Annotated in this window: 12 protein-coding genes; 9 read left to right on the forward strand and 3 right to left on the reverse strand. The window is 70.6% G+C overall.

The features are described 5' to 3' along the window. The first annotated feature begins 22 nt into the window (after positions 1-22). From tal to ACIHFB_RS16405, 7 genes are read left to right on the forward strand one after another with little or no spacing between them, the layout of a single operon-like run. Complete coding sequence (tal, locus tag ACIHFB_RS16375) at positions 23-1,165, forward strand: transaldolase (protein ID WP_365286627.1); 1,143 nt, start codon at positions 23-25, stop codon at positions 1,163-1,165. Then, positions 1,162-2,688 (forward strand): glucose-6-phosphate dehydrogenase, encoded by a 1,527-nt coding sequence (gene zwf / locus ACIHFB_RS16380; protein ID WP_365286625.1) that lies wholly within the window; start codon positions 1,162-1,164, stop codon positions 2,686-2,688. The genes tal and zwf overlap by 4 nt, the downstream gene beginning before the upstream one ends. Next, the gene (opcA, locus tag ACIHFB_RS16385; protein WP_365286623.1) at positions 2,685-3,620 is read left to right on the forward strand and encodes a glucose-6-phosphate dehydrogenase assembly protein OpcA; all 936 of its coding nucleotides are present in this window, start codon (positions 2,685-2,687) and stop codon (positions 3,618-3,620) included. Before zwf ends, opcA begins: the two co-directional genes overlap by 4 nt. Next, positions 3,613-5,259 (forward strand): glucose-6-phosphate isomerase, encoded by a 1,647-nt coding sequence (gene pgi / locus ACIHFB_RS16390; RefSeq protein ID WP_365286621.1) that lies wholly within the window; start codon positions 3,613-3,615, stop codon positions 5,257-5,259. Before opcA ends, pgi begins: the two co-directional genes overlap by 8 nt. A 5-nt stretch (positions 5,260-5,264) precedes the next feature. Continuing rightward, complete coding sequence (gnd, locus tag ACIHFB_RS16395; RefSeq protein WP_365286619.1) at positions 5,265-6,143, forward strand: phosphogluconate dehydrogenase (NAD(+)-dependent, decarboxylating); 879 nt, start codon at positions 5,265-5,267, stop codon at positions 6,141-6,143. A gap of 6 nt (positions 6,144-6,149) precedes the next feature. Next, complete coding sequence (locus ACIHFB_RS16400; RefSeq protein WP_365286617.1) at positions 6,150-6,737, forward strand: histidine phosphatase family protein; 588 nt, start codon at positions 6,150-6,152, stop codon at positions 6,735-6,737. Between the two features lie 46 nt (positions 6,738-6,783). Then, positions 6,784-8,244 carry a membrane-associated oxidoreductase gene (locus ACIHFB_RS16405; protein ID WP_365286615.1) on the forward strand — a complete coding sequence of 487 codons (1,461 nt, stop codon included), beginning with the start codon at positions 6,784-6,786 and terminating at the stop codon, positions 8,242-8,244. A gap of 1 nt (position 8,245) precedes the next feature. Here the strand turns inward: ACIHFB_RS16405 and ACIHFB_RS16410 are convergent, their stop codons facing one another. Together ACIHFB_RS16410 and ACIHFB_RS16415 are read right to left on the reverse strand one after the other, a co-directional pair. Next, positions 8,246-10,030 (reverse strand): TIM barrel protein, encoded by a 1,785-nt coding sequence (locus tag ACIHFB_RS16410; protein WP_365286613.1) that lies wholly within the window; start codon positions 10,028-10,030, stop codon positions 8,246-8,248. A gap of 87 nt (positions 10,031-10,117) precedes the next feature. After that, positions 10,118-11,005 (reverse strand): shikimate dehydrogenase, encoded by an 888-nt coding sequence (locus ACIHFB_RS16415; protein ID WP_365286611.1) that lies wholly within the window; start codon positions 11,003-11,005, stop codon positions 10,118-10,120. Positions 11,006-11,144: 139 nt separating this feature from the next. Between ACIHFB_RS16415 and ACIHFB_RS16420 the strand changes: the two genes are divergently transcribed. Then, entirely contained in the window at positions 11,145-11,810 is a 666-nt protein-coding gene (locus tag ACIHFB_RS16420) for a TetR/AcrR family transcriptional regulator (RefSeq protein WP_365286609.1), read from the forward strand. Positions 11,811-11,966: 156 nt separating this feature from the next. Next, positions 11,967-13,313 carry an MFS transporter gene (locus ACIHFB_RS16425; RefSeq protein ID WP_365286607.1) on the forward strand — a complete coding sequence of 449 codons (1,347 nt, stop codon included), beginning with the start codon at positions 11,967-11,969 and terminating at the stop codon, positions 13,311-13,313. Between the two features lie 60 nt (positions 13,314-13,373). Here ACIHFB_RS16425 and ACIHFB_RS16430 read toward each other — a convergent pair whose 3' ends face one another. Further along, positions 13,374-15,560 (reverse strand): glycosyltransferase, encoded by a 2,187-nt coding sequence (locus ACIHFB_RS16430; RefSeq protein ID WP_365286605.1) that lies wholly within the window; start codon positions 15,558-15,560, stop codon positions 13,374-13,376. Positions 15,561-15,660: the final 100 nt, after the last annotated feature.

Consider the following 15,660-nt stretch of genomic DNA (forward strand, 5'->3'; position numbering starts at 1 on the left):
CCGCCAGAAAGAAGATGACACTGTGACCATCGAAGCGACCGCCACCGCGGAAGCCCTCCAGCGACTGTCCGACGAGGGCGTCTCCATCTGGCTGGACGACCTGTCGCGAGGACGGATCACCTCCGGCAACCTCGCCGAACTCATCGCGACCAAGCACGTCGTCGGCGTCACCACCAACCCGTCGATCTTCCAGGCCGCCATCGGCTCCGGCGCGGGCTACGAGGAGCAGCTCGCCGACCTCGCCGTGCGCGGCGTCACGGTCGACGAGGCCGTACGCATGATGACCACCGCGGACGTCCGCGCCGCCGCCGACATCCTGCGGCCGGTGTACGACGCGACCGGCGGCCGGGACGGCCGGGTCTCCATCGAGGTCGACCCGCGGCTGGCGCACCACACGAAGGCGACGATCGCCGAGGCCAAGCAGCTGGCCTGGCTGGTCGACCGGCCCAACGTGATGATCAAGATCCCGGCGACGAAGGCCGGGCTCCCGGCGATCACCGAGGTCATCGGCCTCGGCATCAGCGTCAACGTCACGCTGATCTTCTCGCTGGAGCGCTACCGCGAGGTCATGGACGCCTACCTGGCCGGCCTGGAGAAGGCCGCCGAAAGCGGCCTCGACCTCTCCACCATCCACTCCGTGGCCTCCTTCTTCGTCTCCCGCGTCGACAGCGAGATCGACAAGCGGCTGACGCTGCTGGGCACGGACGAGGCCCTCGCGCTCAAGGGCAAGGCGGCCCTCGCCAACGCCCGGCTCGCCTACGAGGCGTACGAGGACGTCTTCGGCGGCGGCGCCCGGTGGACCGCCCTGTCCGGCGCCCGCGCCACCAAGCAGCGCCCGCTGTGGGCCTCGACCGGCGTGAAGGACCCGGCGTACAAGGACACGCTGTACGTCGACGAGCTGGTCGCCCCCGGCACCGTCAACACCATGCCGGAGGCCACCCTCGACGCCACCGGCGACCACGGCGAGATCACCGGCGACACGGTGACCGGCGGCTACGCACAGGCCCGCGCCGATCTGGCCGCCGTGGAGTCGCTCGGGATCTCCTACGACGAGGTCGTGGGGCAGTTGGAGGACGAGGGCGTCGCCAAGTTCGAGGTGTCCTGGCAGGACCTGCTGGACGCCGTGGCGAAGTCCCTGGACACCAAGGGGGGCGACACGGAATGACCGAGTGGACCAACCCGCTCCAGGACGCCCGCGACCGCCGGCTCCCCCGTATCGCGGGCCCGTCCGGGCTCGTCATCTTCGGCGTCACCGGCGACCTCTCCCGCAAGAAGCTGATGCCGGCGGTCTACGACCTCGCCAACCGGGGCATGCTCCCGCCGGGCTTCTCGCTCGTCGGATTCGCCCGGCGCGACTGGGAGGACCAGGACTTCGCGCAGGTGGTGCACGACTCGGTGCGCGAGCACGCTCGTACGCCGTTCCGCGAGGAGGTGTGGCAGCAGCTCGCCGAGGGCATGCGGTTCATCCCCGGCGACTTCGACGACGACCAGGCGTTCAAGCAGCTGCGCACCGCCGTCGACGAGCTGGACGCCTCCCGCGGCACCAGCGGCAACTACGCCTTCTACCTCTCCGTACCGCCGAAGTTCTTCCCGAAGGTCGTCCAGCAACTGAAGAAGCACGGCCTGGCGGACGCGCCGGAGGGCTCCTGGCGGCGCGCGGTGATCGAGAAGCCGTTCGGCCACGACCTCACCAGCGCCCGTGAGCTGAACGCGCTCGTGCACGACGTGTTCGAGCCGGACCAGGTCTTCCGCATCGACCACTACCTCGGCAAGGAGACCGTCCAGAACATCCTGGCGCTCCGCTTCGCCAACCAGATGTACGAGCCCATCTGGAACCGGTCGTACGTCGACCACATCCAGATCACCATGGCCGAGGACATCGGCATCGGCGGCCGGGCCGGCTACTACGACGGCATCGGCGCCGCCCGTGACGTCATCCAGAACCACCTGCTCCAGCTCATGGCGCTCACCGCGATGGAGGAACCCATCGCCTTCGACGCGGAGTCGCTGCTGACGGAGAAGCTGAAGGTCCTCAAGTCCGTGCGGCTCCCGGAGAACCTGGGCGAGCACACCGTCCGCGCCCAGTACGCGGAAGGCTGGCAGGGCGGCGCGAAGGTGCCCGGGTACCTCCAAGAGGACGGCATCGACCGGCAGTCGACGACCGACACCTACGCGGCCGTCAAGCTGGAGGTCGACAACCGGCGCTGGGCCGGAATCCCCTTCTACCTGCGCACCGGCAAGCGGCTGGGCCGCCGTGTCACCGAGATCGCGGTCGTCTTCAAGCGGGCACCCCACTCCCCCTTCGACTCGACCGCCACCGAGGAACTCGGCCAGAACGCGATCGTCATCCGCGTCCAGCCGGACGAGGGCATGACGGTCCGGTTCGGTTCGAAGGTGCCGGGCACCTCGATGGAGATCCGGGACGTCTCGATGGACTTCGCGTACGGCGAGTCCTTCACGGAGTCCAGCCCGGAAGCGTACGAGCGTCTCATCCTGGATGTCCTGCTGGGTGACGCCAACCTGTTCCCCCGTCACCAGGAAGTGGAAGAGTCCTGGAAGATCCTCGACCCCATCGAGGAGTACTGGGCGAGCCACGGCAGGCCCGCGCAGTACCCCTCGGGCAGCTGGGGACCCGAGGAAGCCGACGAGATGCTCGCACGAGACGGACGGAGCTGGCGCAGGCCATGAAGATCGACCTGACCGACACCACGGCAAGCAAGATCAACAAGGCGCTGGTGCAGGGCCGCCGCGCCATCGGCACCCCCGCGGTGGGCATGGTCCTGACGATGGTCATCGTCACGGACGAGGAGAACGCCTACGACGCGATCAAGGCGGCCGAGGAGGCCTCGCACGAGCACCCCTCGCGCACCCTGGTCGTCATCAAGCGGCTCGCCCGCACCCCGCGCGACCGCACCAACTCCCACCTCGACGCCGAGGTCCGGGTGGGCGCCGACGCGGGCACCGGCGAGACCGTCATCCTGCGGACCTACGGCGAGGTGTCCGACCACGCCGACTCCGTGGTGCTGCCGCTGCTGCTCCCGGACGCGCCGGTCGTCGTGTGGTGGCCGGCGGAGGCGCCCCCGAACCCGGCGAAGGACCCGCTCGGCGCGCTGGCCCAGCGCCGGATCACCGACCTGTACGCCGTGGAGAACCCGATCCAGGTCCTGGAGACCCGGATCCGCTCCTACGCGCCCGGCGACACCGACCTCGCCTGGACCCGGCTGACCCCGTGGCGCTCGATGCTCGCGGCGGCCCTGGACCAGGCACGGGTACCGATCACCTCGGCGGCCGTGGAGGCCGAGGCGGAGAACCCGGCGGCCGAGCTGCTGGCCCGCTGGCTGGAGGCCCGCCTCGGTGTCACCGTCGACCGGGTCGTCACCGCCGGTCCGGTCGTCACGGCGGTCCGCCTCGGCACCGCGAACGGCGAGATCGTCATCGACCGCCCCGAGGGCCCGCTGGCCACGCTCTCCCTGCCGGGCCAGCCCTCGCGCACCCTCGCGCTGAAGGTCCGCACCACCTCCGAACTCATCGCCGAGGAGCTGCGGCGCCTCGACGCGGACGAGATGTACGCCGTCGCCCTGCGGGGCGAGGCCACCAAGGAGGCCCCCTCCCATGTCTGACTACCCCAAGCCGACCAGGCGGCCCGAGTGGGCCGCCCTGGAGGACCACCGCGCGGAAGCGCTGCAACGCCCCCGGCTGCGCGAGCTGTTCGCGGCCGACCCCGGGCGCGCCGAGCGGTACGTCGTACGCGTCGGAGATCTGCGCATCGACTACTCCAAGCACCTGATCACCGACGAGACGCTCGCCCGGCTTCAGGAACTCGCCACCGCCACCGGGGTGTCCGCTCTGCGCGACGCCATGTTCCGCGGTGACCGGATCAACATCACCGAGGACCGCGCCGTACTGCACACCGCCCTCAGGGCCCCGCGGGACGCGGTGATCGAGGTCGACGGGGAGAACGTCGTCCCCGGCGTGCACGCCGTGCTCGACAAGATGGCCGGCTTCGCCGACCGCGTCCGCTCGGGCGAGTGGACCGGCCACACCGGCCAGCGGATCCGCAACGTCGTCAACATCGGCATCGGCGGCTCCGACCTGGGCCCGGCGATGGCGTACGACGCGCTGCGGCCGTACACCGCACGGGAGTTGACGTTCCGGTTCGTGTCGAACGTCGACGGCGCCGATCTGCACGAGGCCGTGCGGGACCTGGACCCGGCTCAGACGCTGTTCATCGTCGCGTCGAAGACGTTCACCACGATCGAGACGATCACCAACGCCACCTCGGCGCGGTCCTGGCTGCTCGCCGGGCTGGGCGGTGACGACAAGGCGGTGGCCAAGCACTTCGTCGCGCTGTCGACGAACGCCGAGAAGGTCACCGGGTTCGGCATCGACCCGGAGAACATGTTCGAGTTCTGGGACTGGGTCGGCGGACGCTACTCGTTCGACTCGGCGATCGGGCTCTCCCTGATGATCGCCATCGGCCCGGACCGGTTCCGGGAGATGCTCGACGGCTTCCACCTCGTCGACGAGCACTTCAGGAGCGCGCCCGCCGAGGCCAACGCCCCGCTGATCATGGGCCTGTTGGGTGTCTGGTACGGCAACTTCTTCGAGGCCGAGTCGCACGCGGTGCTGCCGTACAGCCACTACCTCTCCAAGTTCACGGCCTACTTGCAGCAGCTCGACATGGAGTCCAACGGCAAGTCGGTCGACCGGGACGGGGACACGGTGGGCTGGACCACCGGTCCGGTGGTGTGGGGCACGCCCGGCACCAACGGGCAGCACGCCTACTACCAGCTGATCCACCAGGGCACCCGGCTCATCCCGGCCGATCTGATCGGCTTCGCCCGGCCGGTCGCCGAGCTGGGCGACGAACTGGCGGCGCAGCACGACCTGTTGATGGCCAACCTGTTCGCGCAGGGGCAGGCGCTCGCCTTCGGCAAGACCGCGGACGAGGTGCGCGCGGAGGGTGTGCCGGAGGAGCAGGTGCCGCACCGCACCTTCCTGGGCAACCACCCCACCACCACGATCCTCGCCCCCGAGCTGACCCCCTCGGTCCTCGGCCAGCTGGTCGCGCTGTACGAGCACAAGGTGTTCGTACAGGGCGCGATCTGGCACATCGACTCCTTCGACCAGTGGGGCGTCGAGCTGGGCAAGGTCCTCGCCAAGCGGGTCGAACCCGCACTGACCGACGGCACGGACGTGCCCGGTCTCGATCCGTCCACCGCCGCCCTCGTGGCCGCTTACCGCGAACTCAGGAAGTGAAGAACATGCAGCTCGGACTCATCGGCCTCGGCAAGATGGGCGGCAACATGCGCGAGCGGATCCGCCGCGCGGGCCACACCGTCGTCGGCTACGACCGCAACCCCGAGGTCACCGACGTCAGCAGCCTGACCGAAATGGTCGAGCGGCTCGAAGCGCCGCGCACCATCTGGGTGATGGTCCCGGCCGGCGCCGCCACCCAGTCCGTCGTCGACGAACTCGGCGGCCTCCTTCAGCCCGGCGACACCGTCGTCGACGGCGGCAACTCCCGCTGGACCGACGACGAGAAGCACGCCGCGGAACTCGGCGCCAAGGGCATCGGCTTCGTCGACGCCGGTGTCTCCGGCGGTGTGTGGGGTCTGGAGAACGGCTACGCGCTGATGGTCGGCGGCGACAAGGAGCATGTGGACCGCCTCCAGCCCATCTTCGAGGCGCTCAAGCCGGAAGGCCCGTACGGCTATGTCCACGCCGGCAAGGTCGGCGCGGGCCACTTCTCGAAGATGGTCCACAACGGCATCGAGTACGCCATGATGCAGGCCTACGCCGAGGGCTGGGAGCTGCTGGAGAAGGTCGACTCGGTGGACAGCGTCCGCGAGGTCTTCCGCTCCTGGCAGGACGGCACCGTCATCCGCTCCTGGCTGCTCGACCTCGCGGTCAACGCCCTCGACCAGGACGAGCACCTGGAGAAGCTGCGCGGCTTCGCGGAGGACTCCGGCGAGGGCCGCTGGACCGTCGAGGCGGCCATCGACAACTCGGTGCCGCTGCCCGCCATCACCGCCTCCCTCTTCACCCGGTTCGCGTCCCGTCAGGACGACTCGCCGCAGATGAAGATGATCGCGGCGCTGCGCAACCAGTTCGGCGGTCACGCCGTCGAGTCCAAGGAGTAGCCGGCCGTGGGGGATCTACTGCTGGTCCGCCACGGTGAGACGGAGTGGAGCGTGTCGGGCCAGCACACCAGCTGGACCGACCTGCCCCTGACCCAGCACGGCGAGGAACAGGCCAAGTCCCTCGCTCCGCTCCTGACGCACCGGACCTTCTCCCTCGCGCTGTCCAGCCCGCTGGGCCGCGCGATCCGCACCGCCGAACTGGCGGGCCTGTCCGGGGTCGTGACGGACCCCGACCTCCACGAGTGGGACTACGGCGCCTACGAGGGCATCACCACCGTCGAGATCCACCGCACCCGTCCCGACTGGTACCTGTGGACGGACGGCGTACCGCCGGGGGCCGAGGGGCATCCCGGCGAGTCACCGGCCGAGGTGGGACGACGCGCCGACCGCGTGCTGTCCCGCGTGGACAGCGCCCTCGCGGACGGTGATGTCGTCCTCGTCGCCCACTCCCACTTCCTGCGCGTGCTGACGGCACGGCGGCTGGGGCTGTCCCCGGCGGAGGGACGGCTGTTCCAGCTGGCGACCGGGACGGTGAGCCGGCTGTCGCTGGAACACGGACGCCCCGTGATCGCGGAGTGGAACACCCGGCCGTAGGGGGCGTGTTGACACCTGCGGTTCGGCCGCGTCAGAGTCTGAGACGATGGAGATCAACAATCTGACGGCGGCCGAACTGCGGGTGTGGCGCGCCTTTCCCCGCGGTGAGTCCGTGAACTTCCGTGCGGCGGACGACGAGGACACCACGGACGGGGCCGACTGGGGCTCCGAACGGACCATCCGGGCAACCGTGTTGCGGCATCTGCTGCTCGACGGCCCTCAGGAGGAGGGGGAGATACCCGCACTGAAACTCGCGGGCGCCCGGATCAGCGGCACTCTGGACCTGCGGTACGGAAGCTGCGACCAAGCCGTACGGCTGAGCCACTGCTACTTCGCGGGCGTGCCCCAGTTGTACGGCTCCCGGCTGCGTCAGCTGAACCTCAGCAATTCCGTCCTGCCCGGGCTTACCGCCGGTGCGATACGGGTGGAGGGCGTGTTGCGGTTGTCCGACTGCCAGGTGCGCGGAGTGGTGCGGCTCGGCGGCGCCCAGATCGGGAACGCGCTGTTCATGGAGCGCGCCCACCTCACGGCTGTGGACGCCCCGGAGCCGGTGCTCCAGCTGAACCAGATGACCACCGGCGACGACCTGTGGGCCCCGGGGCTGCGCGTCGACGGCGAGATGCGGCTCAATGGCGCCACCATCGCCGGATCGGTCAACATGAACGAGGCGCGGCTCAGCCTCCCCGGTGCGCATGCCCTCGACGCAGAGACCCTCACCGTGGAGGGCGACTTCCGCATGCGTGAGTCGCGGGTGCAGGGATGGATCGGCCTGCGGGGCGCCCGTATCTCGGGGCGCCTCGACCTGTCGTACGCCCATCTGGAGAACCCCGACGACGCGGCCCTGCGGGCAAGCAGCTGCACCATCGGGGAACTGTGGCTGCGCCGGGGCTCCGTGGACGGCACCCTGAATCTGCGCCGCACCCAGGTGGAAGTCCTTTTCCTGGAACCGGAGATGGTGCCGGACGAGGTGCTCCTCAACAACCTCGTCTACACCACACTCACTCCGCACGAGCCCGCCGAGCGTCGGCTGCCGATGCTGGAGCGGGACCCCGCCGGCTATGTCCCGCACGCCTACGAGCAGTTGACCGCCGCCTACCGTCGTATTGGCGACGACCGGGCGGCCCGGCAGGTCCAGTTGGCCAAACAGCTCCGCCACCGCACCACCCTCCCCTGGTACGGGCGTGTCTGGGGCCTGCTCCAGGAAGTCACCGTCGGCTACGGCTTCCGCCCCCTGCGCGCAGCGGTCTGGCTGCTGTCCCTGCTGGCCGTCGGCTCGATCGCGTACGCCCTGCACCACCCGCCCCCGCTGAAGCCCTCCGAGGCCCCGCCCTTCAACCCGGTGTTCTACACACTCGACCTGCTCCTGCCGGTCATCTCCTTCGGCCAGGAGAGCGCCTTCGCCCCGAAGAGCGGGTACCAATGGCTGTCCTACGTCCTCATCATCACCGGCTGGATCCTCGCCACGACCGTCGTCACCGGCGTGACCAGGACCGTCAGCCGCCAATGAGTCACGTCACCGCATGCTGCGCCGCCAGCCGCACCGGCGCGTTCTGGGCGCCGTAGCCCCGATAGCCGCCGTCCCGCTGGACCAGTTCGAAGAAGACGCGCCCCACGGTGTGCGTGTAGCAGTGGCGGAACTCGCCGCCCGTGTCCCGGTCGTAGAGGATGCCGAGTTCGCGGTACGTCTCCAGCTCCCCGTCCGCGAACTCGTACCGCGCCGCCAGGTCGTCGTAGTAGTTCCCGGGGATCGGCAGCAGCCGGCCGCCCGCCTCGCGGAAGCGTCGGGCCGCGGCCACCACGTCGTCGGTGGCGAGCGCGATGTGCTGGGCCCGGGCGGTGTCGTCGGTGGGCGCCGCACCGACGGTGAGCGCGATCCGCACGCTGCCGTCCGCGTTGGTCACCGCGCGGCTGCGCAGCAGGCCGTACGGGTCGGCCACGTCGACGCTCTCCTGCGCGTGCAGGCCGAGCACGCTGCGGTGGAAGAGGGCCGCCTCGTCGAAGTGGTGCCAGGGCTGGGTCAGGGCGAGATGGTCGATGCGGTGGACACCGGCGGCCTCCGGAGTGTGCGCGAGGTCCTCGAAGTCGCCCCGCCAGTCAGGGAGTTCGGGCCCGATGCCGGACGCGCAGAAGAAGAGTTCCGTGCCGTCGGGGGCGGCCACGGCGTCGAGCGGGGCGTCCTGCGGGGCGCGGCGGCGCGGCAGCACGGGCGCCAGCAGGGCCTCGGCGCGACGGGCGGCGCCCACCGGGTCCGGTGACTCCAGGCCGATCGCGGCGAGTCCGGTGCCGTCGCGGCGGGCGGCCGGGCCGGTGTTGACCAGGACACGTGCCTCGCCCTGCTGCCAGAGGTCGACGGGTTTGCTGCGGTGGCGTGCGGTGCGGGCGAAACCCAGGGCGCCGAGCACCGCCGAGACCGGTTCGGCGTCGGGCGTGACCAGTTCGGCGAAGGCGACGCCCGTGGGGACGACGGGGGCGGGAGGTGTCGCCAGGCCCAAGGTCTCCTGAAGGACCAGGAGGGAGCGGTGGGCGTCCACGGCGGTGGGTCCCGCCTCGGCCTGGCGGAAGACGTCGTTGAAGACTTCCAGCGAGAGCGGGCCCTCGTATCCGGCGCGGATCACGTGCTGGAGGAGTCCGGCGACGTCGAAGCCGCCCTGGCCCGGGAAGCAGCGGTAGTGGCGGCTCCACTGGAGGACGTCCATCGCGAGCAGCGGGGCGTCGGCCAGCTGAAGGAAGAAGATCTTCTCGCCGGGGATGGCCTCGATGCCCTTGGGGTCCGAGCCCCGGGAGAGGATGTGGAAGCTGTCCAGGCAGGTGCCGAGCGCGGGGTGGTCGGCGGCCTCGACGATGCGCCAGGCGTGGTCGTACGTACTGACGTGCCGCCCCCACGCGAGCGCCTCGTACGCCACACGGATGCCGAACTCATCGGCCAGATCGGCCAGTTGGCGCAGATGAAAGGCGGCCAGCGCGTCGTCGTCCTCGGCGAGCGGGGAGACGCTGGAGCAGACGAGGACGGTGTCGGCGCCGAGCCTGCGCATCACCTCGAACTTGTGCCGGGCACGCCGCAGATTGCGCGCGAACTCCTCCTGCGGCACGGCCTCGATGTCCCGCATCGGCTGGTAGAGGTCGACGGTGAGGCCGAGGTCGGCGCAGCGGCTGCGGATCTCCTCAGGGGTGCGGGGGCCGGCCAGCAGATCGTTCTCAAAGATCTCCACACCGTCGAACCCGGCCCGGGAAGCAGCCGTGAGCTTCTCGGTGAGCGACCCACTGAGGGAGACGGTGGCGATGGATGTACGCATGGTCGGTACTCCTTCAAGAAGCCGTACGACAGCGCCCCGCAAGGGGCGCGGGGAACTGCGCGCGCAACCACAGACGACCCGCAGCCGTCATGCCGCCCTGCCCACCGAGCTCTGCGCACCATCGGCCAACTCCGCAATGTCAGCCAGCATGCGCACGCTGTCCGCCTCCCGCCCGGTGAACAGCCGAAACGCATCCACGGCCTGGAACACAGCCATCCCACCCCCATCCAAGGTGGCGCAGCCCACCTCACGGGCGGTGCGCAACAGCTCGGTCTCCAGAGGCCGGTAGACGACCTCGGCGATCCACAGCTCGGGCCGGAGCAGCTCCGCAGGGAACGGCAGGCCCGGATGCGCCGCCATGCCGGTGGGCGTGGCGTGCACGACACCGTCGGCGGAACCGAGCAACGAGGCCAGCCGGTCCGGCGTGGCGGCAGCCGCCCGCCCCGCACCGAAGTGCCGGTTCAGCGCACCGGCGAGACCCGCGGAGCGATCCGGCAGCGGGTCGACGACGGTGACCCGCTCCGCGCCGAGCGTGAGCGTGGCATGTGCGACGGCCGCCCCCGCCCCGCCCGCACCGAGCTGCACGATCCGCTCCAGCGGCGCGTCCGGCAGGCCGCGTGCGAAGGACGCGGCGAAGCCGGTGACGTCGGTGTTGTGGCCGGTCGCGCGGCCGTCCTCGAAGACGACGGTGTTGACCGCGCCCAGCGCCTCGGCCTGCGGGGCGAGCGCGTCCAGGTGCTCGACGACCAGTTGCTTGCACGGGTGCGTGATGTTGAGCCCGTCGAAACCCAGGTCACGGGCGGCCCGTACCAGGTCGCCCACGGCCTGGGGTCCGACACCGAGCGGGTCGATGTCGATGAGCCGGTACAGATAGCGCAGGCCCTGGCGGTCGGCCTCTCTCTCGTGCAGGGCAGGACTGAGCGAGGGTCCGATGCCGGAACCGATCAGTCCCACGAGATATGAGTCCTTGGCCACGGAGGACCTCCTGAGCTGCTTACCGGGCACCTAATGTACGAACTAGTACGTTAGTCATAGCAGCTACCCGAAGGGAGGGGAAGACTCCCACGACGAGCTCTTAGAATCGCGGCACCTGCCCCTGCCCCGAAGGAACCCGATGACCAGCGTCGACGAACCGGCACGACCCAACGGGCGGATGCGTGACGCCGCCCGCACCCAGGCCGAGATCCTCGACGTGGCGACGCAGGAGTTCGCCCGGGCCGGCTTCGCGGGGGCGCGCGTCGACGAGATCGCCGCCCGCACCCGCACCACGAAGCGGATGATCTACTACTACTTCGGCGGCAAGGAGCAGCTGTTCACGGCCGTCCTGGAGCGGGCGTACGGCGTGATCCGCGAGGCCGAGCAGACGCTGGACGTCGAGCACCTGGATCCGGTCGCGGCCATCCGCCGGCTGGCGGAGCTCACCTTCGACCACCACGAGGCACACCCGGACTTCATCCGGCTGGTGAGCATCGAGAACATCCACGGGGCGGAGCACATCGCGGCCTCCGAGAAGCTCGGCAGGATGGGCTCACCGGCCCTGGACGTGATCGGCCGGATCCTGGAGTCCGGTCAGAAGTCCGGCCTGTTCACAGCGGACGTGGACGCCGTCGACCTGCACGCCATGATCAGCTCCTTCTGCTTCTTCCGGGTGGCCAACCGGCATACCTTCGGCGCCCTGTTCGGCCGCGACCTGGTGGACCGGGACCGGCGTGAGCACTACCGGGCGATGCTCGGCGACATGGTGATCGCCTACCTGACGGCGGACCGCGCGGCGGGCTGAGGACCGTACGACCCGGCCCCTTGACAGCGGGGAAACGCGCGCGCAACATCCCTACCCACCGGGACTAACTATCCAGTGGGTTAATTAGCCGAAGATCCGGCCCTTCTCCCCGCCGCTCACTCCCCCGTACGTTGGAGTTTCCCCAAAGGAGCCGCCGTGTCCGTCCCCGCCCCCTCCGCCCCGCCCGGGCAGCCGAAGAAAGCCGCGACGGCGGCCTGGATAGGCAGTGCCCTCGAGTACTACGACTTCTTCATCTACGGCAGCGCGGCCGCGCTGATCTTCCCCAAGGTCTTCTTCGACGAGTCGGATCCGGCGACCGCGACCCTGCTGTCGCTGGCCACGTTCGGTGTGGCGTACGCGGCCCGGCCGGTCGGCGCGCTGTTCCTCGGGCACTTCGGCGACCGGGTCGGCCGCAAGAAGATCATGGTCTTCACGCTGATCCTGATGGGTCTGTCGACGTTCCTGATCGGCTGTCTGCCCACCCGCGCCCAGGTCGGCACGCTCGCTCCGGTGCTGCTGGTGCTGTGCCGGGTGCTCCAGGGCATCTCGGCGGCGGGCGAGCAGGCCAGCGCCAACTCCATGACGCTGGAACACGCGCCGGCGAACCGGCGCGGCTTCTTCACCAGCTTCACCCTCGGCGGCACCCAGGGCGGTCAGCTGCTGGCCACGCTGGTCTTCATCCCGATCGCCGCGCTCCCCGAGGACCAGTTGCTGTCGTGGGGCTGGCGGGTCCCGTTCTGGATGAGCATCGCGGTCGCCGTCGTCGGCTACGTCATCCGCCGCAAGCTGGAGGAGACGCCGGCCTTCGCTCAGCAGGCGGCCACCGAGGGCGTCGTGAAGCTGCCCCTGGTGGTGCTGGTGCGCGAGCACTGGGCGGATGTGCTGCGGGTGATCGCGGGTGCGCTGATCGCCTCGGTCAGCACGATCTTCACGGTCTGGGCGCTGGCGTACGCGACCAGCGACACGGTCGGCATGTCCCGGTCGTCGATGCTGTGGGTGGGCGCGCTCGCGAACCTCGTCGCGCTCGCCGCGATCCCGCTGTGGGCCATGCTGTCGGACCGCATCGGCCGCCGCCCGGTGTATCTGATCGGTGCCGCCGGCAGCGCGGTGATGATGTTCCTGTACTTGTGGTCGATCTCGACGGGCTCCTACCCGCTGACCCTGCTGCTGGGCATCGTCACCTTCGGTGTCGTCTACAGCGCCGCGAACGGCGTGTGGCCGTCCTTCTACGGCGAGATGTTCACGACCCGGGTCCGGCTCTCCGGGATGGCGATCGGCACGCAGATCGGCTTCGCCGTGGCCGGGTTCGCGGTCACCTTCGCCGCTCAGATCGCGGGCCCCGACGGCAGCGACTGGTCGTCGGTGGCGCTCTTCACCGCGGCCCTGTGCGTGCCGCCGGTCATCGCCGTCCTCTCGGCCCGCGAGACCCACCGGGTGCCGACGGAGCAGCTCGGCGAGCGGGCGCCCGCCGGGGCGGACCGGCGGGAGACGGTGACGGCCTGATCGCGCACCACCGAATGCCCCCGAGTCCCCGGATGCCGCACCGGCTCCGGGGCTCGGGCATCAACCGGACACCAGCAGTTCCGTCCACGTCCGTGCCACCCGGTCCAGCGCGAACGCCTCCCGCACCTGCCCCCGGGCCACCTCCCCGGCGGACAGCCAGTCCTCCTGCTCCCCGAGCCCGGCGATCGCGTCCGCCATCGCCTGAGGGCTGTCGTGGATCCACCGCCCGTCGTAGATCTGGTCCGCTCCCGGCCACGGCAGCAGTGCGGGTACGGCGCCGGAGGCCATGCCCTCGGCCGGGGAGAGGTGGAAGCTCTCGTCGTCGCTGGTGGACAGGACATGTCCGATCCTGCGCAGCCAGTTCGCCACGTCCGGCCCGAACTCGTCGAAGACGACGGCCCCTTCGAGCAGCGGCGAGGTCTGCATCCGGCGCAGGATCGCGTCGTAGTGCGAACGCTCCTCCGGCTTGTTCCAGATCCACCAGTACTCCCACGGCGGCTTGGACTTGACCGAGAGGTGCCAGCGCCGGTCGCGGGCGCGCAGTTCTTCGAGGACGTCGAGGCCGAGGTCGAGCCGTTTGCGGCTGGGCGCGATGCCGATCATGCCGAGACGGTGGCGGGCGCCGGGCGCCTTGGGCCGGTCGAGCTGATCGACGTCGACCCAGTTCGGGATGGTGGTGATCTTCGACTCGGGCCAGCCGGTGCGTTCCAGGGTGCTGCGGGCGTAGTACGGGCTGACGCAGACCACCCGGTCGACCGCGTCGATGTCGACCTGCCGCGGATATCCGGCGTCGAGTTCGAAGCGGTGCAGCCGCACGACGAGCCTGCTGCCGGGCCGCTTGTGGCGGCTGTACCAGACGGCCGCAGGACCGCACCACTCGACGACCACCACATCGGCCCAGTCGGCGAGTTCACGGCTCGCGGCCGCGTCGTGGCGGGCGAGCGCGGGCCAGGCGTCGACCCGTACCTCGAGGCCGGGCAGCGCGCGGAAGTGGTCGAGCAGCCGGGTGAGGAACTTCAGGTCGTGGCCTGCGACGCCGACCCGCAGCGGACGCGGGCGGGTGGCGACGGCGGACGGCGCGGGCGGGAAGGCGCGGTCGAGGTGGCCACGCCAGCGGGTCGCCGCCGCGTCCAGGGTGTGGCGCCGGGCGGCGGCCCCGCACCGTTCGGCCGCCAGCCGCCTGGCCTCGGGCTCGCGTACCGCGCGGGCGACGGTGTCCGCGGCGTCGGCGAGTGCCGCGCTCCCGGGCACGAACAGCGGATAGTCGCCGCCGAGCAGGGCTTCGTGCGCCGGTGTGCGGTTGAGGACGACGGGCAGGCCCAGCGAGCCGAACTCCAGGACCTTGGTGGACAGTTCGAGGCTGGCGTCGAGGACGGGGTCGCGCCAGCCGAGGCCCAGGTCGCAGTCGGCGGCGATGCGCATGGCCTCCTCGCGCGGCCGGCCGCCGTGGTGGTGGACGTCGGGGGTGATGCGCAGTGCTTCGGCCATGGCGGACTGGAAGTCGGGGTGGGCGGGATCTTTGTGGATCTTGTCGCCGACGGTGTGGAGTTCGGCCCGGATGCCGCGTTCGGCGAGCAGCGCAGGCAGCCGGGTCATCGGCAGGGTGTTCCACCGGGGCGCGAACTTGCCGGTGTAGACGAGGCGTACGGGATCGTGCAGCCCGTCCCGCGCCGGGACTTCGAACCCCGGCTCGGGCACCGCGGGCGGGCTGAGCACGGACCGTCCGCAGGCCTCGGGCACCCAGGTCTCCAGGAAGCAGCGCAACTCCTCGGTCTGGCACAGGAGTTGCTGCGAGGCGGCGGCGATCCGGGCGAGTTCGGCGCGGGCCTCCTCGGTCATCTCGGCGGGCGACTGCGGAATGTCGGTGAGGTAGGCCCAGATCCGCCCGTCGAAGGCGCCGTCGGCGACGACCCGCGTGACCAGCCGGCGGCCGCGCAGCACCAGCAGATCGCAGGGCTCCTCCTCGTCGAGCCGGGCGAGCAACTGCGAGGCCTGGAAGGGCGAAAGGGGGTGCCCGCCCTGTCCGGGCACGAGCCGCTCCTCGTACGGACGCACCAGCGTCACCCCGGGCAGCCCGGCCAGCGGATCGGTCAACCGGCCGGTGCTCACGGGTGCCTTGAGGACGAGGCGGGTCCGGCAGCCCGCTCGGGACAGCGCCTGCACCGTCGACTGGGCCCAAACGGCGGAGCCGTCGATGAGGTTGAGGTCCACGTCGCCGTAGACGAGCGCCCGGAGGGTGCGGGTCATGACGGCTCCTTCCCACGCACGGCGAACAGTCGGTGCCCCGCACGCGACCAGGAGTCTGGCGGGGTGCCGGCCGACAACACCGACCGCCGTACCGACAGCC

The sequence above is a fragment of the Streptomyces sp. NPDC051963 genome, from assembly GCF_044593495.1.
Classification (GTDB): domain Bacteria; phylum Actinomycetota; class Actinomycetes; order Streptomycetales; family Streptomycetaceae; genus Streptomyces.